3 protein-coding genes are annotated in these 26,263 nt (G+C 63.1%); all 3 read left to right on the top strand.

Annotation, left to right across the window (positions count from 1 at the left end; translation table 11 throughout):
- The first annotated feature begins 674 nt into the window (after positions 1 to 674).
- From DXT88_RS12130 to DXT88_RS12120, 3 genes are read left to right on the top strand one after another with little or no spacing between them, the layout of a single operon-like run.
- Positions 675 to 4,661, top strand: a complete 3,987-nt coding sequence (locus DXT88_RS12130) for an SDR family NAD(P)-dependent oxidoreductase (protein ID WP_265213705.1) — start codon at positions 675 to 677, stop codon at positions 4,659 to 4,661.
- Positions 4,658 to 15,601: a non-ribosomal peptide synthetase/type I polyketide synthase gene (locus tag DXT88_RS12125; RefSeq protein ID WP_265213703.1), complete on the top strand. Its 10,944-nt coding sequence runs from the start codon at positions 4,658 to 4,660 to the stop codon at positions 15,599 to 15,601. The genes DXT88_RS12130 and DXT88_RS12125 overlap by 4 nt, the downstream gene beginning before the upstream one ends.
- Positions 15,598 to 26,181 (top strand): non-ribosomal peptide synthetase, encoded by a 10,584-nt coding sequence (locus tag DXT88_RS12120; RefSeq protein ID WP_265213701.1) that lies wholly within the window; start codon positions 15,598 to 15,600, stop codon positions 26,179 to 26,181. The genes DXT88_RS12125 and DXT88_RS12120 overlap by 4 nt, the downstream gene beginning before the upstream one ends.
- The last annotated feature ends 82 nt before the right edge of the window (positions 26,182 to 26,263 follow it).

Genomic DNA, 26,263 nt, shown 5'->3' with positions numbered 1-26,263 from the left:
GATTCGCAAAGGCGAATTTTATAAGTCGGCGCAATTTGTTCACGGAAAAATGTTCACGGCGGCAGACAATTCAATGATTCAAGGTGAACATAGTGACGTTTTTCGTCATCCTCACCCAGCCTACCGAGACATGCCAACCTGAGTATTTGGTGCTCAATTGATGTCGCTAAGCTTTTAATCACTTAAGTCCCGCAGATTCCAAGTAGTCGTCAGTTCTACGTGCGCCAAACATCGGATGTTTGCCTTATTTCACACACATATTGAGCCCCGCCTTTCCGATCGCTTCTGACAGGACGCAACGGTGCAGGCATACCAGCCAAAATGAATAAAATTTCCCGGAGGAAATATTTCATCACTCCCTGCGCTGCGATACGGGCTGCCGAATGGGGTCAATCTGGACATATTTTGAAAAAGTGAGACAAGAAGTCAATTCTTGTAGTGATTCAGTGGCACTATTGCGAGCAGAAAATATCCTAATTTTTGCGGGGATAGACCTGCCCATTCAACGATGTCGGCACGCCTCATGATGAGCGCGTGACGATGGTTCGTTAAGTCGTAAAAATAAAGGCGACATCAAATCACCTTGCAGGATAGGGCTTTGCTTGTTAGTCGGATTGTTTGCCGGAATAAACAAGCTTGCCGATGTTAAGTCGGGAATGCTCAGGGGGAGCGGGATGCTGGAGAACACTATCATTGCCGCGCTCAGAACAGGGCTGCTGGCAGTGCCGACGGTCTCGGCCGTCCGTCTCGTCGCTGCAGCGACGAAGGGGGAGGCCGGCGTTGGCCTAGTCGCCTATGTCGTCGACGGTCAGCGTAAGGCTTTGGAGGTCGCCATTGCGGACTCGGGGTATCCGGGGCCAGTAGCGCTCGTGCGGGTGCACGCTTTGCCGCTGCGGCCCGACGGCTGCGTGGATGACAACGTCCTGGCCGCATTGCCGGCCTGGGTCGAGGGGGCTTTGCCGCCGACTGCTGTCTATCGGCCGATTGTGCCGTTGCGGCCGCGCATCCATCTGGCGGATATCTTGCCGGACTATCCCTTGCTGACGTCCACAATGCGGGAAACTCCGGTCTCCCGGACACCGGCGAACGGTGCTGCCGACAAGCCGGCAGTTTCCCGACTCAGATCGATTCCTGCGCAGCCGCAGATGCCGGGTGACTTGGCCGAAGCATTGGAGCGCGCGGCGCAGCATCCCGAACTCGGCATCGTCCATGTCGCCGCCGACATGAGTGAAATCCGGGTCAGCTATGCCGAATTGTTCGATCAGGCGCGCCGGATATTGGGCGGTTTGCGCTCACACGGCGTTCGCAGCGGCGATGTGGTTCTCGTCGATGCAACCGACAGCAAGAGCCTGCTGCCGCTGTTCTGGGCCTGCATACTCGGCGCCATGGTGCCGGCGCCGTTCAAGCTTGCGGCTGCGGCAGCGGGCGGCGCATCGCTCAAACGTCTGCGCGACTCCTGGGAAGTGCTGGGGCGACCGGTCATTGCCGCCGATCCGGCCAGTTTGCAAGCACTGGCGCCGCTGGGCGCGGATGCGCTGAGTGAAATGACCTTGCTGGATACGGCTGAACTTTACTGCGCCGAAGGCGCAATCCCTTCGCCGGCAAGCGATCTGCAGGTCTTGTCCATGGTGTTCATGACCTCTGGCAGCACCGGCCTTCCCAAGGGCGTCATGCTGAGCCAGGCCAATGTGCTGGCGATGATCGGCGGCGCAGCCGAACGCGGCGCCGCGTTGACGCACGGCGCGACGACCATGAACTGGATGCCGCTCGACCATGTCGGCGGCCTGGGCTTCTTGTCGATCTTGCCGCTGGTGCTCGGCATGAACCAGATACAGGTCGACACCACCACCATACTGGAAGCACCCATACGCTGGCTGGATCTGGCGCACCGGCATCGGGTCTGCATGGTCTGGACGCCCAACTTTGCGTTCGAGCTGTTGCAGCAAGCGGCATCTGCGCCCGGCGCGACGCGCGACTGGGATCTGTCGAACCTGCGCATGATCCTCAACGGCGGTGAGGCCGTTTCCGATAGTGTGCTGACGGCTTTTTCTGCGCGCTTCGCAGAGAACAAATTACCTGCCGGCGCGATATGGCCGTCATTCGGCATGACGGAAACCGTCAGCGGATTTTCCATGTCGCAGTGGGCGCCGGGCAACGGCGAGGTGGTTTCCCTCGGCCTGCCGATCTGCGGCGCCGCACATCGCATCGTCGACCAGCATGGAGAGGTGGTCCCGGAGGGCATCATAGGTGCCGTCGAGCTGTCCGGCGACTCCTTGTTCATGGGATATTTCGGCCGCGACGACCTGACGGCCGAAGCCATGCACGGCAACTGGTTCCGCTCCGGCGACATGGGCATCATCCGCAATGACGAGCTCTTCGTGGTCGGGCGCATCAAGGAAATGATCATTATCAACGGCGCCAATTTCTACAGCAGCGAAATTGAGGAAGTCGTGGCGCAGACAGAGGGCGTGGAGCGCATCAGCATCGTGGCTGTCGGTGTGCGCACGCCGGCTGCACGAACGGATCAGTTAGCCTTGTTTTTCCATGTTTCCGGCATTTCCGATATTACGGCTGTGCGCGATGACGTTCTCAGGGGCGTCATGCAAGACATGCGCATGCACCTGGGGAAGCAGCTGTCGCTGATGCCGTCGTATTTCATCCATGTGCTGGCCGATCGCCTGCCGCGCACCAATTCCGGCAAGGTCCAGCGGATAGAACTCAAGCGTCAGCTGGAAGCCGGTGTTTTCGATACTGAAATCAAGCACGCCGCCTGTTTGCTGGAGGCTGCCGGCACCATTCCCCGCTGGTTCTCCGAACCGTTCTGGAAAGCTTGCCCGATAGCTGTCCCGGCAGGCGAGTCTATCCACGGGCAACGCATCGCCTTACTGGGAGACGCCTCCGCCGGCGATACCGCGATCCGGGCAGCGCTCGCGCAAGACGCTGGCGATATCGACTGGCAGCCGTTCGTGCTGGATGAAGAAACCGATCCGTTGTCTTCCCTGAACCGTTTTTTCAACGAGATGGCGCAGCAGGGATTGCCCGAAGTCATTCTTGTATTACCTGGCTGGGCGCGCTTGCCCCGGCTGCTGTCGTTATGCCAGGCGCTGGCGGCGACCGCGCGAGGCAACCGGTCTGGAAGACTGATCGTATGCGGCGGCGCTGATGCTGCTGATGCCGCCGAGCACGCTGCAGCCGCCGCTTTTTTGCGGACGGCGGCAGCGGAAATCGAGGGTGTGCATTGCGTGCATATCCAGTTTTCAGGCAAAGACCTCAGCAGCGATGCCGGCATGATTCTCGACGACCTGCGCAACACCACGCGCGAAACCGAACTGGCCTACATCAACGGCGCTCGCCACCTGCGCCGCTGGCGCAACGTCGAGCTGCCCAAGGCGGCTCGCCCGGCACTGGGCTGCGGAGGCTTGTATCTGATCAGTGGCGGACTCGGGGGCGTCGGGCTGTTGCTGGCGCGACATCTGCTCAGTCGTCACGAATCAAAATTGTTGATTGTCGGCCGTACTCAGCTTGCTCAGCTCGACACCGCGCGAGCGACAGCGCTGCAGGCGCTGGAACGCAGCGGCCGCGTGTTGTACGTCAGCGCCGATGTAGCCGACGCCGCGGCTTTGCGTGCCGCCGTGGAGCAGGCACGCGTGCGTTGGTCGTGTGGACTGGACGGCATTTTGCATCTGGCAGGCGAGGGCCGTCAGACCGAATTGGGCCGTGAAACGGCGGCAACGCTGACGCAGATGATGCATGCGAAAGTCGCTGGCAGCCTTGTCTTGCAGGAATTGGCCGAAGCGCATCCCGATGCCTGGCTGGTTCTGGTCGGCTCCGTAGCAGGCATGGTCGCGGGCCGGCAGGACGCCGCCTATGCCGCCGCGAACGCCTGGCAGGCGGCGATGGCAGAACAACTGACCGCGTCCGGAAATACGCGCTGCCGTTACCTGGGATTTTCATCGTGGCGCCATACCGGCATCAGCAAGAACGGTGCGCCGGTATCGACAGTGGAAGCGGCAGGGTACTTTTCGCTGGAACCGGAATATGCCGTCGCCAGCTTCGACATTGCGCTGTCGGCTTCCCTGCCGATACTCGCGATCGGCCTCGACCTGCAGCATCCGCGCCACGCAGGATTGCAAGATGCGGCCATTGCGGTGGATGAAGCGGTGATTGTCGAAACCGATGGCGCTTCGCAAGGCCCCGTGATGTTGCACGACCACTTCGGCCGCAGCATGCCGGTCGCAGTGCTGGCGGTGGACGCGATACCGCGCCACGAATCGGGCGACATCGATCGTGAACAGCTGACCCGGATGGCCGGCGGATTCCTGCATGCGGGGCGGCCGGGCAGCGAATTCGAGCGCTACATGGCGCAGCTGTGGAAGCAGATCCTTGAGCTGTCCACATGCGGCGTGCACGACGACTTTTTCGCACTGGGCGGCAATTCACTGCGCGCAGCGCAAATCGCAGCGGCCACGCGGGAACGTTTCCGTCTCAATGCGGGGATGCCCGATCTGCTCCAAAACCCCACCGTGGCAGGATTCTGCGCCCATGTGCGGCGCGGCGAAAGCAAGCCGGGCATCACCGAAGCCATCGCTCGCCGTTGGCTGGAAATAGAACAAATGACACCCGAACAAAAAGCGGCACGCGTTGCTGCGAGGACTGTATGACGATACCTGAAATGCTGGCGACGGAGACTGGATTGGATGCGGCACTAGATGCCGCGCTGCTGGCTGATCTGTTGGCCGCGGACGGCTTCGAACTGCCGCCAGAAGAAGCAGCAATCCCTCGCCGCGCGGCCTCTGCGCGCGTGCTGGCGACGCCTGCCCAGCAACGACTATGGACGGTCGAACGTATCGAAGGCGTGACCGGAGAATTCAACCTGGGCATGGATATCCGTTTCAATGCCCCAATTAACATCGCCGCGTTGGAACGTGCTCTGCTGGCGCTATTGCAACGTCACGAAGGCTTACGCGCCGGCTTTTCCGATCATGATGACGGCGCCATCGAGCAGACCTTCACGCAAGTCGACGGCATCTCCCTGACGCAGCATGCGATGCCCGCGACGTCATGGCCGTCTTTCTTGCGGGAGGCAGTTGCACAGCCTTTCGACCTCGCTGCCGACCTGCTGCTGCGGGCTCAACTCCTGCACGACGACCATGCTGAGGGCGGGGAGAGTGCCTTGCTATTGACCTTCCATCACAGCATCATCGACATGTGGTCGGGACATCTGCTGCTGCGCGAACTGGTCATGCTGTATGCACGCGAGCTAGGCGCGGCCGATGAAGCGGTGACGCTATCCGAGGCGGTGCAGTTCGGCGACTATGCGGCGTGGTTGCGCGAGCCGCAACAAGCCGCTGCGCGCGAACAGCTGCATGCTTACTGGAAGCAACGGCTGGCGCAATTGCCGATAGCGCTCGAATTGCCGTTTTCAGGACAGCGCGGACAAGCCGGTGCGACCTTGTGCGAACGCATCCCGATGGTTTTGCCGGCGCCGCTGACGGCTGCCATCAAACGCTTTTCCGATGCCGCCGGAACCACGCCCTTCGTGGTGATCCTGTCGGTGTTCCATATCGTGTTGGCGCGTTATTCCAGCATGGACGACATCGCCGTCGGCGTTCCGGTCGTCAACCGCCCGCAGCAGCAAGAGCAAGACATCGTCGGCTTTCTGAGCGAGACCATGGTGTCGCGTAATGTCTCGGAGCGCAGCCAAAGTTTTGGCAGTCTGACCGAACAGGTGCGCGATCGCATGCTGGAAGACTTGCGCCATCAGGGACTGCCGTTCGACGAAGTCGTCAAGCTCATCAATCCGGAGCGCCGCACAGGGCTGGCGCCGCTGTTCCAGGCCATGCTGGTGTTCCAGACGATGCCGCCGCTGCAGGCGCAGTTCGGCGAGGTACGTGCACACGCCGCATCCGTGCCGCTTCCCGCCGCCCGGGCAGACTTGCTGCTGGAGCTGGAAGCCGGCGCAGAACATATCGAAGGCGGACTGGAGTATCGCCGCAACTTCATCGACCCGAAGCTCGCCGCCGCGATGGCGGCATCGATTGAAGTCATGCTGGAAGCGGCGCTGGCCGATCCCCAACTGCCGTTGTCGCAACTGCCGCTTCAACGCAGCGAGGTGGCGCGCGAGATGCTGGCGCGCCTCAATCCGCCCTTGCCGTCGTTGCCATCGTTGCAGACGGCCGCGCCGCGTACACTGAGCGCCTGGTTTGCAGAGCAAGCCGTGCGGACACCCGATGCGGTAGCGCTGATCGACGCGGAAGGCGGGAGCGAAACTACCTATGCCGAACTTGACCGTCGCTCTGCCGCGCTAGCTGCGCATCTGGCGCAACTGGGCGTGGCTGCCGAAACGCCGGTCGCCATCTGCCTGCCTCGCTCGGTGGATTTGGCCGTAGCTATCCTGGCGACTCTGCGCGCGGGCGGCGCCTTCGTACCGATGGATCCGAATTTCCCTGCAGAGCGCCTGCGCTACATGCTCGACACCAGCGGTGCGACGGTGTTGATGACGACAAGCGTGCCGGACTGGCTTGCTGCCGGCGTTCCCGCTGCACAGCAACCCACGCTGGTCGATCCTTCACAGGCATTTCCGCAGGCGTCCGCACCGCCGGATGTCAATCGTCCCGACAGCCTCTTGTACATTCTCTACACCTCCGGCTCAACTGGTCGTCCGAAAGCGGTAATGGGCCTGCACCAGGGGGCGGTGAACCGTATCGCCTGGATGCTGGAGCGCTATCCGTTCGAACCGCTCGACCGCTATTGCCAGAAAACCACGCCGACCTTCGTCGATTTCGTCTGGGAGCTGTTCGGTCCGCTGCTGGGCGGCGTGCCGTCCGTGATTTTGTCGGCAGCCCAGGTGCGCGATCCCCGGGCGCTGGCATCGGCGATGCAGCAGTTCGGGGTTACGCGTCTGACGCTGGTGCCATCATTGCTGAAATCGCTGCTGGATCATGTCGCCGACGTCGGCCACGTGCTCGCCGGGCTGCGTCATTGCATCTGCAGCAGTGAGGCGTTTCCGGGCGACCTGGCGCGCCGCTTCCTGCGCCTGTTGCCCGCTTGCCATCTGCTCAATCTCTACGGATCGTCGGAGGCATCGGCAGATTCGACCTGCTACGACGTCGACACCGCTGAAGGACCGCAGGTGCAGATAGGCCGGCCGATTCCGGGCAATCTGCTGGCGATTCTTGATCAGGCCGGCAATGTGTTGCCGGTGGGTGCCGCGGGTGAAATCATGATCGGCGGCATCGGCCTGGCGCGCGGCTACCTCAGTCTCAACGGCGGCGAACCGCGTTTTGTCACGTTACCCGCAGATATCGCCGGCGGTCGCGCATTCCGTTCGGGCGACCTCGGACGCTGGCGTCCCGATGGCGGCATCGATTACCTGGGGCGACTGGATCGTCAGGTGAAGATCCGCGGCGTGCGCATCGATCCCGAGGAAGTTCGCGTCGCGCTGCGCAGGTGCCCCGGTGTAGCAGATGCCGTCGTCGTGGCGAGCGAAATCAATACTGACGGCAGCGGCGAATTGATATTGATGGCGTATGTTGTAGGAAAAGAATCGGTAGAGCCGGCGTTACGGCGACGCATTCAGGAGATCTTGCCCACGGCCTTGCAGCCGTCCCGTTATGTCTTCATACCGGATTTGCCACTCAACGCCAACGGCAAGATCGATTTCCTGGCCTTGCCCGCGCCCGACGGAGAAGTAGCGGTACAAGCGCCAGAGACGGAAAGCGCGATGACGCTGGAAGAAAACTTGCTGGCGGATATCTGGCGGCAGGTAATCGGTATCCGCCCGCAACATCCGCAAGCCAATTTCTTCCAGTCGGGCGGCCATTCGCTGAGCGCCATACGGCTGGTCGCTGCGCTGGAAAAAAGCCTGGACGTGCGCCTGCCGGTGACGGCCGTCTTTGACGCGCCAAGCTTGCGCGCCATGGCATTGGAAGTGCACCGGGCGCAGCGTGGCGCGGAACTGCCGGAGGTGGTAGCCGACGGCCCGCACCGGCGTGCGCGTGCTTCGTTCAATCAGGAGCGTCTGTGGCTCATTGAACAATCCGGACAACAACGTGGCGCCTACAACCAGGCGGTGGTCTACCGGCTGCGCGGCCAGCCGGACGTCGAACGCCTGGAAACCGCATTCCGGCGTGTGATGCAACGCCACGAAGCGCTGCGCACGCGGCTCGTCCTTGCCGACGGCGTGCTGTGGCAGGAGGTGCAAGAGGTCCACGCCTCGCCTGAATTCGCCCTGAAAAGGATAGCTGCGGACGACAGTCGGCAGCAAATTACACCGTTGCTGCAGGAATTTTCAGAAAGATTTTTCTCACTGTCGGAAGACTTGCCGCTACGTGCCGGCCTGATCCGGCTGGGATCTACCGAACATCTGCTAGCGATCGTGGTGCATCACACCGCCTTCGACGGCGGCTCCGGACGCGTGATTGTCGACGAGCTGGGGCAGGCCTACAGCGAAGTGCTGGATACCGCTCCCGCAGCCTTGCAGCAAATCGATTTTTCCGAATGGCAGCGCCATTGCGACGAACAGGGCGCTTTCGAGGTGCAGTACAACTACTGGCGTGACCAGCTTGCCGGTGCGCCTGCCGTGCTCGGACTGGCCTTGAGCCGGATGCCGGAACAACGCGACTTCCGCCTTGGCCGCGTGCCGGTCACGCTCGGCAGGGAGTGCAGCGAACGCCTGCAACAGGCAGCCGATGAAGCCGGACTGAGCGTCTTCGCGCTGTTGCTCGGGGTGTGGGGATTGACGCTGGCGCGTTTCGGCGGCGAGCAGGAAGTCGTGGTCGGCATTCCCGTGGCCGGTCGCAGCCGCAGCGGGCTGGATGGCATTGTCGGCTTTCTTGCCAATACGCTGCCGATGCGCCTGGATTGCAGCGCCGCCAATCTGGCAGAGTTCGGCCGCCGCGTCCAGCAACGCGTCGCCGAAGGACTGCAGCACCAGGATATTTCTTTCAGCCGGATCGTCGAAGCCGCCGCTATCGAACGCGTTCCCCGGCGGCCGCCATTGCTGCAGGCGATGTTCGTGCTGGCCGATCTGCGCCAGTGGCAATTGCAGCTGGATGACATCGACGCGGTGGCGGAACCCTTGTCGGCGCCGCTGGCGCGCACGGATCTCAGCATGGCGTTGCATCAGGATGCGCAAGGCATCGCGGGCGAGCTGGAATATGCCGCCGACATCATTGCTCCCGAACTGGCTGAGCGCATCGGCGCGGGCTTCGTGCAGTTGCTGGACGCCTTGCTGGCGTTTCCCGACGTGCCGCCGCTGTCGCACTCGCTGCTGGATGCACAATCGGCACAGGCGCGCGCTTTGCTGGCGCAGTTCGGTCGGGCGCACACCGTATTGCCGCCGGCAACCATGCCGCTGCGGCTGCACGACTTGCTGCGCGCCAGTGTGCAGCGCAACGGCGACGCGCCGGCGCTGGCGACGCCCGAGGGCGAGATCAGTTACCGGCAACTGGATCGTCTATCGGCCGACTTTGCGCAGCGTCTGCGTAGCGCAGGCCTCAATCCTGGGGATCGCGTGGCATTGATCGGCGAGCGTTCTATCGGCCTGGTCGCTGCGCTACTAGGTATTTCAAAAGCCGGTTGCGTGTTCGTGCCGGTCGATCCGAGCTATCCCCCGGCACGGATCGCACAGATGCTGCACGATGCCGAAGTCGCGCTGGTGACCGGCGATCGTCCGGCAGGCGGGAACGAGATGCAATGGGTGCGCTTGCCGACACTGCAGGATTTGTCGAGCTTGCCTGAAGAGGACGAATCAAAGCAGTCTCACGGCGCGCTCGACCAGGACTTCGCCGCAACCGCGTGCATCATTTTCACCTCCGGCTCCACTGGTCGTCCGAAAGGCGTGGCGCTGGCGCATCATGCCTTGTGCCGTCTTGCACAGAGCGCCATGACCGAATTTTCTGTGACGCAGGAAAGCCGCATTTTGCAACTGGCCGCCTTCGGTTTCGATGTGGCGGTTTCCGATATCGTGTTTGCCTTGGCCGCCGGCGCCTGCCTGTGCCTGGCGCCGCGCGAACGCCTGCTGCCCGGCTCGCCGCTGCTGCAGACGTTGGACGCGATGAATATCACGCATCTGCAAATACCGGCGGCGCTGTTGGCAGCGATGCCGGTTGCAGCATTGCCCTGCCTGCGCACGCTGATTGTCGGCGGCGAGTTGTGTCCTGCAGCGGTGGCGTCGCAATGGCAGCAAGGCCGCGATCTGTTCATCGCCTACGGTCCGACCGAAACTACGGTGACCGTGACCGCCGGCCGCTATGCGGGAGCTGACGCGCCTCTGCAGATCGGCAGTCCGCTGGGCGATGCGCGCATCTATGTGCTGGACGAGCAGGGCACGCCGGCTCCAATTGGCGTCGTCGGTGAATTATGCATCGGCGGGCCGGGAGTAAGCATCGGCTACCTCAATAATCCGGCGCTGACGCAAGAACGTTTTCAGCCGGATCCGTATTCCGACGATCCGCTGGCGCGCCTGTATCGCAGTGGCGACCGCGCGCGCTGGCGTGAAGACGGCTCGCTGGATTTTCTCGGCCGCAGCGACCGCGAGTTTAAACTGCGCGGCTTCCGCATTGCACCGGCCGAAATCGAAGCTGCCTTGTCGCAGCAGGCCGGAGTGACTCAGGCATTGGCGATGCTACGTCCAGACAACGTTGGACAGCGCCGTCTGGTGGCCTATGTTGTTGGCGCCGGTATGAATGCAGCGACGCTGCGCGGCGAACTGCGGCGCAGCTTGCCGTCCTTCATGGTGCCCGATTTCATCTCGATTCTGGATGGCATGCCGCTCACCGGCAATGGCAAGATCGATGTGAGCGCATTGCCGCTGCCGACCTTTGAGCAAGAGAGCTTCGTATCCGGTAATACCGAGAGCCGCAAGGGTCACGACTGTCAGGCGCGTGTCGCCGGCCTGTGGCGACAGGTGCTGAACCTGAAGGACATCGCGCCGGATGCCAATTTCTTTGATGTCGGCGGCCATTCGCTGTTGCTGGTTCGCTTGTACGACCTGCTGACGGCCGAATTCGGCACGGTGGCGTCGATTAGCGATCTGTTCCGTTTTCCGACCATCAGGAGCCTCGCGGAACATCTGTCCGGTCATGAGGACATCCGGGAGACAGGATATACGGCGCGCGCGCCGTTGCCTGCCCAGGCGGACATTGCCGTCATTGGCATGGCATGCCGTTTCCCCGGTGCGCCGGATGTCGACGCCTTCTGGCAACTGCTGGTCGAAGGCCGTGAAGGCATCAGTCGTCACGATCCGGCATCGCTGGCGGCGGCAGGACGCACTGCCGAGGTGCTGCAACAAGCCAATTTCGTTGCCGCCGGCGGCGTGATCGGGCAGGCCGATTGTTTCGACGCCGACTTTTTCGGCCTCGGCCCGCGCGACGCCGTCACCCTGGATCCGCAGCATCGCGTCGCGCTGGAATGCGCCTGGCACGCGCTGGAACATGGCGGCTATGCAGCGGTGGAATCACGAGGCGATGTCGACGTTGGTGTCTTCGTTGGCGTGGGTATGAATACCTATTTGCAGGGACAGCTGTTTGCGGCCGGCCCGATGCCCGAAAGCGCTGATAGTTATCACGCGATGTCCGGCAACGACAAGGATTTCGGCGCCACGCGGATTGCTTACCATTTGGATCTCAAGGGACCGGCGCTGGCAGTACAGACCGCATGCTCGTCATCGCTGACGGCGCTCGACATGGCTTGCCGTTCGCTGCGCAGCGGCGGCGCGGGCATGGCGTTGGCGGGTGGGGTGGCAATACGCTTTCCGCAAGGCGGCGGTTATTTCCACGAGCCGGGCATGATCCTGTCGCCCGATGGGCATTGCAAACCGTTTTCCGCCGATGCACGAGGTACTGTTCCCAGCGGCGGCGTCGGCATGGTGCTGCTCAAGCCGTTGGAGCAGGCGCAAGCCGATGGCGACAACGTGCTAGCGGTGATCCGCGGCAGCGCCGTCAACAATGATGGCGGGCGCAAGGTCGGTTACGCCGCTCCCGGCGTGGACGGCCAGGCAGCGGTGATTGCCTCGGCATTGAAGCAGGCCGGACTGGAGCCGGGCGACATCGACTATATCGAAGCCCACGGCACCGGCACCGAGCTTGGCGATCCGGTAGAAGTTGCCGCCTTGACGCGCGTCTTCGGCGGGCGGCAACGGCCGCTGGCGCTGGGGTCGGTCAAGAGCAACATCGGCCATGCCGATGCAGCAGCCGGCGTCGCCGGTCTGATCAAGACGATTCTAGCCTTGCAGCACGGCGTGCTACCTCCTAGTCTGCATTTTTCGGCGCCCAATCCGCATGTGGATTTCACAGCAGCGTCGATCAGCGTGGTCGGTGCCGTGCAAGCGTGGCCCGCGCAGCAAGGCGACCATCCGCGCCGTGCCGGCGTCAGCGCCTTTGGCATCGGCGGCACCAATGTGCACGTGGTGCTGGAACAGGCGCCTGCACGTCTGCAGAACACCGCCAGCAGGATATCGCCGCAAGTATCGACTCAGATATTGCCGCTCTCGGCACGCACGCCGGCAAGCTTGCGCGGCAGCATGCTGGCGCTCGCCGATGTATTGCTGAGCCAGCCACAATTGGCCTTGCGCGACGTCGCCTTCACCTTGCAACAAGGTCGTGCCACCTTCGGCTGCCGCCACGCCATCGTTGCATCCGGCAATGAAGAAGCCATCGTCGAGCTGCGTCTGGCGGCAGAACAGTCCAGCAACGAGCCGGTAGCAACAGTCAAAGGAGCGGCGCGGCTTGCCTTCCTGTTCCCGGGACAGGGCAGCCAATATCCGCGCATGGCGCAGGCGCTATATGAGAGCGACGCCGGCTATCGGGCCTGGTTCGACCGCTGCGCCGTCACGCTGTTGCCGTATGTGGAGCACGACATCCGTACCGTGCTGTACGGCGTTGCGGCCGACGATCCCGTTGCTGTCGCGGCGCTCAGACAGACCGCACTGGCGCAGCCGGTGTTGTTCTCGGCGATGTATGCGCTGGCGCGCAGCCTGGAGACGCGCGGCGTCGAAGCCGTCGCCTTGCTGGGGCACAGCCTCGGCGAATATGTCGCAGCATGTCTGGCCGGCGTGTTCGAACTGGACGACGCCCTGGCGCTGGTCGCCATGCGCGGCCGCCTGATGCAGGCCTTGCCCGGAGGCGCGATGCTGGCGGTGCAAGCAGACGAAATACAGACTCGCGCACTGATGCGTGACTGCGGCGACGCGATCAGCCTCGCTGCAGTCAACGGCCCCGGACAGTGCGTATTGTCCGGCGCGATGGACGCCATTGATGCATTGCAAGCACGGCTGAAAGAAATCAATGTGGCGGCCGCGCGTCTCGATACCTCGCACGCTTTTCACTCGGCAGCCATGGATCCGGTGCTGCCGGCTTTTGTTGCTCAGTTCGACCGCCTCACCCTGAAGCCGCCGCAACGCCGCTTCATTTCGAATGTCACCGGCACCTGGATCAGCGATGTGGATGCCGTCGATCCTGCTTATTGGGCGCGCCATTTGCGCCAGGCTGTGCGTTTCGGCGACGGTCTCGACACCTTGCAGCGCGACGGCATCGAGCTGCTGCTTGAAGTCGGTCCCGGCAGCGCCTTGCAAAAGCTGGCGCGCACGGGTGGCTGGTCTGCGGCGCAACTGATTGTGTCGGGCCTGCACCGGCAAGCGTCGCGGCAGGCATTTGCGCTGGAGGATATTGTGGCGCAGCTATGGACGCGCGGCGCATTGATCGACTGGCGCAAAGGCCAGGTAAGCCCGCCAGAGAGTGACGATGCAGGCACGCCGTCGCGCGTCGCGCTGCCCGGCTATGTGTTTGAGCGCACGCGCCACTGGCCTGCGCCGCAACCGGCTGTCGCGGCGAACGTGAATACACAGGGGCGTCGCGCCGATATTGCAGACTGGTTCTACCTGCCGGGCTGGCAACGCGCGCCGCAACTGTCGGCGATTGCACCATCAGCGGTAACAGCAACCGCCCCGGACGTCTGGCTACTGCTGGGCGCTGAAACCGTTGCCGGCCGCGCTTTGGCGACCGGCTTGCGCGCAATCGGCCAACAGATTGTTGAAGTCAGGGCGGTGGCCGTATTCGAGGCTCTCTCGTCGCAAGACTACGCCATCAACCCCGCCAGCGGAGACGACTATCGCCGGATGTTGGACAGCGTCACACCGACCCGTGTTGTGCATCTCTGGGCCAGTGTTGTACAGCCTTTCGAGACGGCGCTGGAACGTGGCTTTGCAAGCGTGATGCTGTTGGCGCAGGCCATCGGCGCGGACTCGCGGGCGCGCACGCTGCAGCTCGACATCGTCACATGCGGTGCAGCAGATGTCAGCGGCGACGAGCCGTTGGCGGCGTCGCTCGGCACACTGCTGGGTCTGGCCAAAATCCTTCCGGTGGAATATCGCAGCCTGACCTGCCGTCTCATTGATATCGAGGCTGAGGGCTCTGCAGCCATGCTGTTGAGCGAACTCCTGCACGCAAAAGCAGAGCCGCAGGTCGCGCTGCGCCGACGCCATCGCTGGGTGCCGCAGTTGCAGCCGGTCAGGCTCGCCGCGCCGGAAGCGGGCAGCGACCGCCTGCGTAGGCAAGGCTGCTACCTGATCACCGGCGCCTTCGGCGGCATGGGGGCGAGCATTGCGCGCGATCTCGCCGCGCGTTACCGCGCACGCCTCGTTTTGCTGGGGCGCCATGTAGACCGCGCGCTTGTCGCCGAACTCGAAAGTGAGGGAGTCGAGGTACTCGCAAGCGCCTGCGACGTTGCCGACGACGCGGCGCTGACGCCGGTGATTGCGTCGGCGCATGCGCGTTTCGGCGTTATCCACGGCGTATTCCATTGTGCCGGCGTGGCCGATCTCGGCGGCATCATCCAGAACCGCAGCGTCGCGTCCATGCATCAGGTGATGGCCGCGAAAGTGCAGGGCACGGTATTGCTGGATCGCTTGCTGGAAGGCGATGCGCTGGATTTCATGGTGCTGTTCTCGACGCTGGGCAGCTTGCTGCCGCAGGCCAAGTTCGGCCAGGCAGCGTATGCCGCCGCCAACGAATTCCTCGATTTGTTCGCGCATGAGCGTAATGCGCGCGGAGGCGGGTTTACCACCGTACTCAACTGGGACGACTGGAGCGAGGCCGGCATGACCGTCACGGCTTATCGCCGTCATGGCCAGGCTGCGCCCGATAGCAATGAAGCGATGCGTTCGCAGGAAGGCCTCGATGTATTGCATAGGGTGCTGGCGTCGCCACACGCCCGCGTTGCGGTATCGATACGCGACTTGCCTGGTTTGATGGCGCGCGCCGATGTGCTGCTAGATAAGCTGTCCGCGCCGACGCTTCTGTCTCCTGCGAGCGCCGACCTGTCTGCGTCGGCGGATGCAAGCGGAATGACAGAAACGGAAGCAAAACTGGCCGCCACCTGGCGCAGTATTCTGGGTGTTGCGGACATCACGCGCGAAGCAAATTTCTTTGAACTGGGCGGGCATTCGCTGATTGGCATGCGCTTGCTGGCGTTCGTGCGCGAGAGCTTCGGCGTCGATCTGAACATCACCGCCGTGTTCGAGCATGCCACGCTGGCCGCGCTGGCCAGCCATATTGATCAATGCCGTTCCGGAGACGACGGTATAGAGGAGTTTACGATTTGAGCGGTGTTGAACATTTGATGGCGCAATTGGCGGAGCTCGGCGTCACGCTGACTTGCTCCGGCAATGATCTGCGCGTGCGCGGCCCGGCAGGCGCCTTGTCGCCGGCTCTGCGTGCAGAGCTCGGTGCGCGCAAGGCCGAGCTGATTGCGCATTTGCAGGCGTTGTCCGCGTCGTCCCTGACAATGTCTTTCCCCGAGCTGGTTCGCAGCCCGGTGCAGCGGGCGACAGCGCCGCTGTCGTTCAATCAGCGCCGTTTGTGGTTTCTGGATCGTCTGGAAGGCGGCGGCAGCGCCTTTGTCATCATGGCCGGATGGCGGCTGAAGGGGGCGCTCGACCGGTCCGCGCTGGAACGCGCCCTTGGCGCGCTGACGGCGCGCCATGAATTGCTGCGCAGCGTGATCCGCGATGAAGGCGTCGAGCCGGAGTTGCACATCCTCCCGATTACGCCGTTTGCGCTGACGGTCGAAACACCGGTTGCAGGAAGCAGTCACGCGTCGGCTGAGCAGGCCGAGCAGAAAATCCTCGCGCGCGAAGCGGCTCTGCCTTTCGACCTGACCGCCGCGCCACCGTTGCGCGTCAGCCTGTTGCAACTGGAGCCACATCGCCATGTGCTGACGCTGGCGATGCATCACATCGTTTCCGATCACTGGTCCATGGGCGTGCTGATCCAGGAACTGGGCATGCTGTACGCACTGGAAACCGGCGCATCATCGATCCGGCCGACCGAGCTGGCGATCCAGTATTCCGACTATGCCGTGTGGCAGCGCGCGATGTTCAGTGAAGAGCGACTGGAGCCCCATCTGCGCTATTGGCGCGAACAGCTGGCCGGCGTCGTCACAGAGCTGGCGTTGCCCCTGGACCGGCCGCGTCCTGCCGAGCGAGGAAATGCCGGCGCCATGCATCAGTTGCGTCTCGCGTCCGGCAGCGTGCAAAAGGTGCAGGCCTTTGGTTTGCGCGCCGGTGCGACACCGTTCATGGTGCTGCTGGCGGTGTATGCGCAGGTCTTGTCGCGCTGGTCGGGACAGGACGAAGTCGTGATCGGATGTCCGGTCGGCAACCGCGACCGCAACGAGACGCATGGGCTGGTGGGATTCTTCGTTGACACCATGCCGCTGCGGATCAGCTTGCAAGGTGATCCCGACCTTGCCGAGCTGGTCCGGCGCATAAGAACTGTCTGCCTGGAGGCATTCGAACATCAGCAGGCGCCGTTCGAGCGCATCGTTCAGGCAGTGCGTCCGGAACGCGCGCTGAACAAGGCGCCGCTGTTCCAGACCATGTTCATGCAGCAAAGCGATGCCAGTACGCAACTGGATCTGGCTGGATTGGAGGTGGACGCAGTGCAGCCGGCAGCAGGCGCGCCCGAACTGGATCTCAATTTTTTCGTGCATCTCGACGGCGACGCGTATCTCTGCGTGATGGAGTACGACGCCGATTTGTTCGATCAGGCCAGCATTGCCGAATTTTGCAATCAATACGCCTACGTACTGCAGCAAGCGAGCATCGATGCGTCCACGCCATTATCCTGCGTTCAACTTGCTCCGCCATCCGCACCGGTGTTGCCGGTGCATGCCCCGGCGCCATTGCTGCCGCAGATGATCGCCGACAGTGCGCTGCGCCACGCTGATCGGATTGCCGTGGAAGAGAGTGGAATTCGCCTGACGTATCGGGAATTGGCGCTCAGGGCGGAGCTGTTGGCCCAAGGCCTGATTGACGCAGGAGTGCAGCCCGGCGACGTGGTCGGCCTCGGATTTTCTTCATCGGCAGCGCTGGTGGTAGCAATGCTGGCCGCTTGGCGCGCTGGTGCGGGTTATGCCGTCCTGAGCCCTCAGCAGCCGGCAGCGCGGCGCGCACAGATGATTGCCGCCGCCGGTATTGCCCTGGTAGTCACGACCGCCAGAGAAGCAGCCGACTGGCCAGTGCCGACGCTGTTGTCGGATTTGTCGGCTTTGCCAGAATCGCCGGCATCCGTATCTTCCTCTTCGGCGCCTGCACAACATGTCGCTGATGCCGGGACGCTCGCCTATATCTGCTTCACCTCCGGTTCATCGGGTACGCCCAAGGGCGTGGCCGTCACGCACGCCAATCTCGCCAACCATGCACATGCGGTGGTGCAGGACTTTGGCTTGCGCGAGAACGACAGAGTCATGCAATTCGCCGCCGCCGATTTCGATGTCGCCGCCGAAGAAATCTTCCCGGCGCTGGTAGCCGGCGCCTGCGTGGTGATTCGTGCAGAGGGCGTCACCGACAGCATGGACGCGTTCGAGCAGCACGTCGGGCAGGCCGGTCTGAGTGTGCTGAACCTGCCGGCGGCGTTCTGGCATGAGTGGGTGCGCGCGCTCGGTCAGACGCGCCGCGCACCGCCTGCTTGCCTGCGGCTGGTGGTGACCGGCAGCGACCGGGTGTTTGCCGGGCGCTGGCGCGAATGGCAGGCGCTGTGCGCGCATCCGGTTGCATTTCGCAGCGGCTACGGCCCGACCGAAGCGACCATTACGTCTTCGTTTTTCAATCCTGCCGAACAGCCGTTGTCGTCGGCCGCCGAAGTCTTGCCGCTGGGCCGGGCGATCGCCAACGTCGCACTGGAAGTCGTTGATGGCCGCGGCCTGGTCGTGCCGCCCGGCATCATCGGTGAAATCATGATCAGCGGCGCCGGGGTCGCGCAAGGTTATGTCGGCCAGCCGGAGCAGACTGCCGCAGTGTTCCGGCCGCATCCGCTGGATGCCGCCTTGCGCAGTTACCGCAGTGGCGACCTGGGACGCCGCCGCATCGACGGCACGCTGGAGTTCATCGGCCGCAAAGACCAGCAGGCCAAGGTACGCGGCTATCGCATCGAACTGGCGGAAATTGAAGCGGCACTGATGCTGCATCCGCAGGTGCGCGAGGCGGTGGTGCTGATGCGGGCGGACAAGGTAGGATCAAGTCAATTGCTGGCCGTCGCCGGCTGCGGTGCGGAACTGGAGCCTGCGATGCTGCGTGCGTGGCTGGCGGAACGTCTGCCGGTCTACATGGTGCCGGCGCTGTGCGTCACCTTGCCGCAGTTGCCGCGCACGGCATCGGGCAAGACCGACCGGCGGGCATTGTTGGAGATGGATATCGCGCGTGAAGCGCAGACTCAAGATGACGCGCCTGCAGTCGTCACCGCGACTGCAGCTGAGGCGCCATTGGCGGCGTTGTTTGCCGAAGTGCTGGACCGGCCCACGGTCGGGCCTTGCGACAATTTCTTCGAACTGGGCATCGACTCCATCCGCAGCCTGCAGCTTGTGTCGCGTGCCCGGCAGTTGCAGCTGAACCTGACGGTGCGTGACATTTTCCGCTTCCAGACGGTGCGTGATCTGATGCGCGCGCTGGAAGAACGTGGGCAGACGATATGCGGCAGCACACCGCAAGAATCGGACGACGGCCATGCTTTACCAGCGACGCCGATCCAGGCATGGTTCTTCGAGCAGGCGGGACAACACCGCGCCCACTATAACCAGTCGGTCGTGCTGCAGACACCTCCAGATGTCGACACCGCTGCGCTGGAACGCGCGCTGGAGGCGGTGGTGGCGCGTCATCCGATGTTGCGTTTACAGGTCGACGGTGAACGCTTGCAGGTTGCCGCCTCTGTGCCGGGGACTGTCTTGCGCGTGCTGGACGGCGCAGATACCGACTTGCCGGCGCGTACCACCGCCTATGAGCAAGCGCAGCGGGGGATGGACTTGCGTACCGGACGGGTGCTGCAAGCGGTGCTGGCTAAACCGGCCGCGCGCCTGATGATTGCGGTGCATCATCTTGCGATCGATGCCTATTCCTGGTCGGTGTTGCTGGATGACCTGAGCCTGGCCTATGCACAGGCATTGCGCGGCGAGATCTCGTTGCCGGCACCGACCACCTCCTATCGCGTCTGGTCGCGCAAGCTGCACGAACTGGCCGCCACGCTGGCGGCGCAGTCAGCGCATGATTATTTTCTGAAGCGCTTCACAGTCCGGGGGCTCACCGTATTGCCGGCACAATTGCCGGCCGGGACGGCGGGCGCCGCAGAAAGTTTGCCGTTGTCGCTCGACAGTGCAACCACGACAGTCCTGCTGCAAGTGGCGCCCGGGGTATTCCAGGCCCGTGTTGACGAACTGCTCATGGCGGCGTTGTTTATCGGCGCCGCCCGCATCGGCCTCAAGGGGGCGTTACAGATCGATCTTGAACGCAACGGCCGCGTCGACCTGTTTGACGACGTCGACCTGTCGGGTACCATCGGCTGGTTTACGGCAGTGCAGCCGGTGCTGCTGCAATGGCCGGACGCGGAGCCGGATTCGACCCTGGCTCCGGCCCAACTGGTGATGCAAGTGTGCGAGCGCGTGCGCGAATCGCCGTGCCAGGGGCTGGCGCTGGGAATCTTGCGGTATTTGTCCGTCGATGCGGGACAGCGCGCTGCGTTGCAGGGCTTGCCCGGTGCCGAGATCCTGCTGAACTATCTCGGCAGGCTCGACATCGGCGCTGTGAGTGTACCCGGCAGCGAGGGTTTTAGCGCCGTCGATGAAGCCAGCGGACCCGCGCAGAGCGATGCATTCGCGCGTAGTCACGTCATCGAAATCAACGCCGGCATCCGTTCCGGCTGCCTCAGCGGCGCGGTCAGTTTTCCGGCAGGCGAGGCGCAGCGTGAGCGCATCGATGCATGGCTGCGCGAAGTAACGGCGGCGCTGTGCGAGATCGCCGCTGCTGCACAGGGCCAGGCCTCCCAGTCGCAGGACAGGATTGAGGAAGAGTTGCCGCTGACAGCCTTGCAGCAAGGCATGGTGTTCCACAGCCTGCGTGATCCAGACATCTACTGCAATCAGCTTTGCCTGACGCTGGATGGTGCGCTTGACGCCGAGGCTTTGCGGCGCGCGTGGACGCAGGCGCTGCAACGTCACAGCATGCTGCGCACCAGTTTTCACTGGCGCGACCTGCCAGCCATGCGCCAGCGCGTGCACGCCGCCGTTGAGTTACCGTGGAGCTTCACCGACTGGCGCGGCCTGGATGAAACTGCGCGCGTGGCGGCGCTGGATGAGTTGATGCGCGCCGACCTGGCACGCGGCTTTGACCTTGAGCAAGCGCCGCTGTTGCGATTGCAGTTGTTGCAGGTTGAGGAGCAGCGCCATGAGCTGGTCTGGAGTTCGCATCATCTGTTGCTGGACGGCTGGTCGGTGTCGCTATTGCTCGCCGATATCTTTGCACTGTATCGCCGGGCCTTGGGCGAAGCGCAGTTGCGCCTGAAAGCAGCGCCGCGTTTCTCCGATTATGTGCGCTGGCATGCGCGGCAGGAGCGTAGCGAAGACATCTTGTTCTGGCAACGCGCATTGCAGGGAATCGAAGAGCCGACGTCTCTGGCGTTCGCCAGGCAGGCGGGCGATGCTGTATCGGTGCAAGACGCAATGTCCGGGGTGCATGCGATAGCGCTATCGCCCGCGCGCACACAGGCTGTACAAACACTGGCACAACGCACGCGCACCACGCTCGGCACGGTGCTGCAGGCGGCCTGGGGATTGTTGCTGGCGCGTTGCAGCGCAAGCCGCGACGTGGTTTTTGGCGTCACAGTCTCAGGCCGGTCAGCGGAACTCGACGGCGTTGAAGACATGATCGGCATGCTCATCGCTACAGTGCCGGCGCGGGTGACGATTCCGTCTGCAACACCGCTCAATGACTGGCTGGCGCAATTGCAGGAGCAACATCTGGAGCGCGAGCAGCATGCAGGCGCCTCGCTGACCGAAATTCGCCAGGCGGCGTCCTTGCCCGGCAATCAGGAGTTGTTCCAGACCTTGTTGCTGGTACAGAACTATCCTAAGGCCCAGTCGCTGTCCGGCGGCGGAGTGCGCCTGGCGGGCGTTGCGGTGAGAGAGCGCACCAACTACCCGCTGACCCTGGTCTGTAGCGCCGGCGAAACGCTTAACCTGGCCTTGCATCGCGACGCCAGCATTCCCGCTCCGGCGGCCGACCGTTTGCTGACGCAACTGGGGCGTTTGCTCGACAACATGGCGGCGCATCCGGACCGGCCGGCGTCGCAGTTGCTGGCGCTGGACGATCTCGATGCGCAGGCGGCATTGGCGGCAGGCAGAGGTCCGGTCGAGGCAATCGCGCCGGCGTATTTGCCGCAGCAGATTGATGCCTGGGCAGCACATTTTCCGAACGCCGTGGCATTGAGCGATCAGGAGCGGACTCTGAGCTATGAGGCGTTGAGTATCGAATCGCTGCGACTGGCGCGGCGTTTGCGGGCGCTCGGCGTGAGCAGCGAAAAGAAGGTCGCACTGTGCTTGCCGCGATCCTCGCGTTACGTGATTGCCGTCATCGGCATCCTGCGCTGCGGCGGCGCCTTTGTCCCACTCGATCCTGCGTATCCGGCAGCTCGCCGGCGCTTCATGCTGGAAGACAGCGGCGCGTGCTTGTTGATCGCGGATAGCACGTGCGCCGCAGAATTGCAGGCCGAGGCGATCACGCTGGATCCGGACATTTTGTTTGTGGCATCGGATGTTGAGCCCATCCTGAAGGTCCTGAGCGATATGCCGGATGACCGCGACTTCCCGCCGCCTGAGGCACAGACACTGGCTTACGTGATTTACACCTCGGGCTCGACCGGTACGCCCAAGGGCGTCGGCAATACTCACGGCGGCTTGCGCTCGCTGGCGTATGCCCAGCGCGGCGCCTTCGGCTTGTTGCCGGAAGCGCGCGTGTTGCAGTTTGCTTCTTTGTCGTTCGACGCCTCGATCTGGGAAATGACGATGGCCTTCGGCGCAGGCGCCGCCTTGATCGTGCCCGACGCCGCCACCGCCCGCGTCGGTGACGAACTGGAACAGTTCATACGGCATCAGCGTATCAGTGCGGTGACCTTGCCGCCGACTGCGTTGGCGACGCTGGATGAAAGCCGCCTGCCGGATTTGCAGACACTGGTGGTCGCAGGTGAAAGCTGTGCACCCGAACTGGTCCTGCGCTGGGGGCCCGAACGGCGTTTCTACAACGGCTACGGGCCGTCCGAAGCGTCGGTTGCGGTCAGCGTCGAGGCATGGTCGGACAACGGCGACAACACCGGGCAATTGTCGATCGGCCGACCGCTGCCGAACATGCAGCTGCACGTGCTGGACGCCGACATGCAACTGCTTCCGCCAGGTGTCATCGGCGAACTCTATATCGGCGGGGCAGGGCTGGCGCGCGGTTATCTGAACCAGCCGCGCCTGACCGCGGCGAGTTTTTTGCCGGATCCTTACGGAGCGCCTGGATCGCGCCTCTACAAAACCGGCGACCGCGGCTATCGTCTCGCCGATGGCAGGGTGCAGTTTGTCGGGCGCAATGACCACCAGATCAAGCTGCGCGGTTTCCGTATCGAGTTAAGCGAAATCGAGGCGGCGTTGATGCAACATGCCGCGGTGCGCCACGCTGCGGTGCTGGTGCGTCATTACGGCAAGGGCGAGGATGAGGGCAGCAACCGCCGTCTGACGGCCTATCTGGAGACGCGCGCGCCGATAACGAACGAGGTCTTGCGAGATTTCCTCGGTGAACAACTGCCGTCGCACATGCTTCCCGCCTGTTTCATCCCGCTGGCATCCATGCCGCTGACCGTCAACGGCAAGATAGACCGCAAGGCGCTGGAAGCGATGCCGGAGGCGACGGTGCAGCCGTCGGAAGACGCCACCTGCGACTATGCCAACGAGACCGAACGGCAACTGGCGGGTATCTGGGCGCAAGTGCTCAATGTCGCGCAAGTGCTGCCGGGGCACAACTTCTTTGAACTCGGCGGCGATTCGATTCTCGCGATCCAGGTAGTATCCAAAGCCAACAGGCAGGGTGTCGCACTGACGCTCAACCAGATCATGGATCCCGATTCGTCGACGCTGGCGGCGCTGGCGGCACAGGTGGACGCCGCCGGATGGAAGGTGGAACGTCCGCCGCTATCAGGACAAGTATCGGCGCAAATTTCAGCACAAAATTCAGCGCAAACCAGCGGCCCGGTGCCGCTAACGCCGATCCAGCATTGGTTCCTGCATCAGGATGCGCCCGATCGGCATCACTACAATCAGAGCTTCCTGCTGGAAGTGCCGGCCGGACTGGATGCACAGGCATTGCACCGCGCGCTGGAGGCCGTTTGCGCGCGCCATGACGCGCTGCGGCTGCGTTTCAAACAGGTCGACGGCGTCTGGCATCAGCATCTCGTCGAGCACGCCGCGACGCACCTGGAAGTCGTGCCGCCGCCAGCCGAGATGGCCGGCTGGCGCACATTGCTGGAACAAGGTGCAGCGGACAACCAGACCCGCCTGAATATCGAACAGGGGCCCTTGCTGCGTCTGGTGCTGTATGTGGCGCCGGCTGGCGAGGCCATGGCACGCTTGCATGTCGTGGCGCATCACCTTGTCATTGATGCCGTGTCGTGGCGCGTTTTGCTGGAAGATCTGTTCGACGCCTACGCGCAAGCACAGATCTCTTCTTCCATCGACTTGCCGTATGCCTCCGATAACGGCACGCGCGCTTCCTTCGCCCTGTGGGCTGCGGCAGTGGAACGCCATGCGGTATCCCCACAAGCGTCAGGCGAATTGCGCTACTGGCTGGAACAGCCGCGCAATCTGGCGCGCTTGCCGTTGTTGCGTACCGATATCGCCGCGACGGTCGGCGTCGCGCAGACCACCAGCTTTGCATTGGACGAGCGCGTCACCAGCGTGCTGGTACGGGAGCTTCCGCGCAGCCATGGCGCCCAAGTGCAAGAAATTTTGCTGACCGCCTTGAGCGTGGCGCTGGATGAACTGATCGACGGCTCCGCCGGAAGCGGCGCTGGTATTGGCATAGCACTCGAATCTCACGGCCGCGACATACTGCTGGAAGGCATCCATGTCGGCGGCATCCCCGGATGGTTCACCGTGCTGGCACCGTGGACCATGCCGCTCGGTGAGCATCGCATCGACAAGATTCGAGAAGTGCTCAAGGCGATGCCTCGGCATGGCTTCAGTTTCGGGGTGCTGCGTTTCCTCTCGCCCGATGCGGCAGTGCGCGAGGCGCTGGCGGCATTGCCGGTGCCCGAAATCGCCTTCAACTACCTTGGCCAATGGGATACGGCCTGGCCCGACAGCTTGCCTGTGCGGCCGGCACCGGAAGCCGATGGTGCCGGTTTTGCACCATCGACACCGCGTCCGTATGTACTGGAAGTGAATGCCTTGATTGCCGGCGGACGCTTGCAACTGGACCTCACTTTCGATCCGCGTGTGTTGCCGCAGGCCTTTGCGGATCGGCTATGCGCCGCCATGCGCGACTGGTTGCAGGCGCTGACGCGCGATGTTCCTTCCGAGGCTGCAGCATCCGCGGCAGACGTTACCGTAGCAGCTTGCGCATTGGCGCCCCAGCAAGCCGCCATGCTGGCGCACGCCATGGCGTATCCGGATTCTTCCGCCTATGTGGTGCAATTCACGGCGCGCTTGCCGGTGGAGCTGGACACCGGCGGCTTCATCGCCGCCTGGCAAACCGTGTTGCTAAGGCACATGTCGCTACGCGCCCATTTCACCATCGGAGAGAACGGCAAGGCGCGCCAGCATTTCGGCGAAGCGGTGCCGATTACCTGGCAACGGGAGGACTGGACCGGTTTGCCGGACGAGGATCTCGGCGCGGCCATTGACGCCTATTGCCTGCAGGACCGGCAGCGCGGCTTCGACCTGGCCAAGCCGCCGCTGATGCGTTTTTCCTTGCTGCAAACGACGACCGGCCAGCATTTCGTCTGGACCTATCACCATATTCTGATCGATGGCTGGTCGATGCCGGTACTGTTTGGCGAAGTCATGGCCGCTTACGGCAAGCAATTGACGACAGCGCCGGCGCCGGATTTCCGAGTCTTCCTGGATTGGCTGGGGCGTCAGGATGCGACAGCGGCACGCGACTTCTGGCGCGCCGAACTGGCGGGGATGACGCCGTCGCGCTGGCCGGCGGAACAAGGGACTGCCTGCAGAGGCAGCTTTGCGGAGATGACATGGCAACCGCGAGCCGGAACCAGTGCGCGACTAGGCACCTTTGCGCGCCGGCATCGCTTGTCGGCGCCAAGCATTTTCATGTTGGCATGGGCGCTGGTGCTGGCACGCCACAGCAGGGCGGACGAGGTTTGCTTCGGCGTCACTTCGGTCTTGCGTCCCGCCGAGGTCGACGGTATCGACACCATGGTCGGCAATCTGATCAACACGCCACCCTTGCGCTGCAAGATCGATCCCGACGCCGGTTTTGTCGAGGCCAGCCTGCAGTTGCAGCGCAGGCGTGTCACCACAACCACGCACGCGACGCTGACTTTGTCGGAAATTGCACAATGCGCCGGTTTGTCCGACGGCGACGCCTTGTTCGGCACGGCGCTGCGTATCCAGAACTACCCCTTGGGCGATGTCGGACGCGGTAACGCCGCGCTGCGGGTCAGCGACTTCGCCATTTGCGACCAGTGGCATTACCCATTCAACCTGGAAGTCACGCCGGGAGAAGACTTGCATCTGATCGCCGTATATGACTCCGGACTGGTGCCGCAAGCGAGAGCCGAGGCCATGTTGCGGTCTTACGCCACACTTCTTGAAACGCTGGACGAGTCGTCGCTGGGACTTCTGATGGAGGAGATACATGTCTGAACAGCAGGGAGGGGCTTGCATGTGAGATGAATCCAGATGGTAACTACGTTTTTTGTTGGGAATTTGTTGAATATATTGGCTG

The sequence above is a fragment of the Herbaspirillum lusitanum genome (assembly GCF_026127345.1).
Taxonomy (GTDB): domain Bacteria; phylum Pseudomonadota; class Gammaproteobacteria; order Burkholderiales; family Burkholderiaceae_D; genus Herbaspirillum; species Herbaspirillum lusitanum.
This window is presented reverse-complemented; position numbering and strand designations above follow the sequence as displayed.

Coding starts and splice junctions, on each gene's coding strand:
- DXT88_RS12125 (WP_265213703.1), top strand. CDS start 4,658: ATGACGATACCTGAAATGCTGGCGACGGAGACTGGATTGGATGCGGCA.
- DXT88_RS12130 (WP_265213705.1), top strand. CDS start 675: ATGCTGGAGAACACTATCATTGCCGCGCTCAGAACAGGGCTGCTGGCA.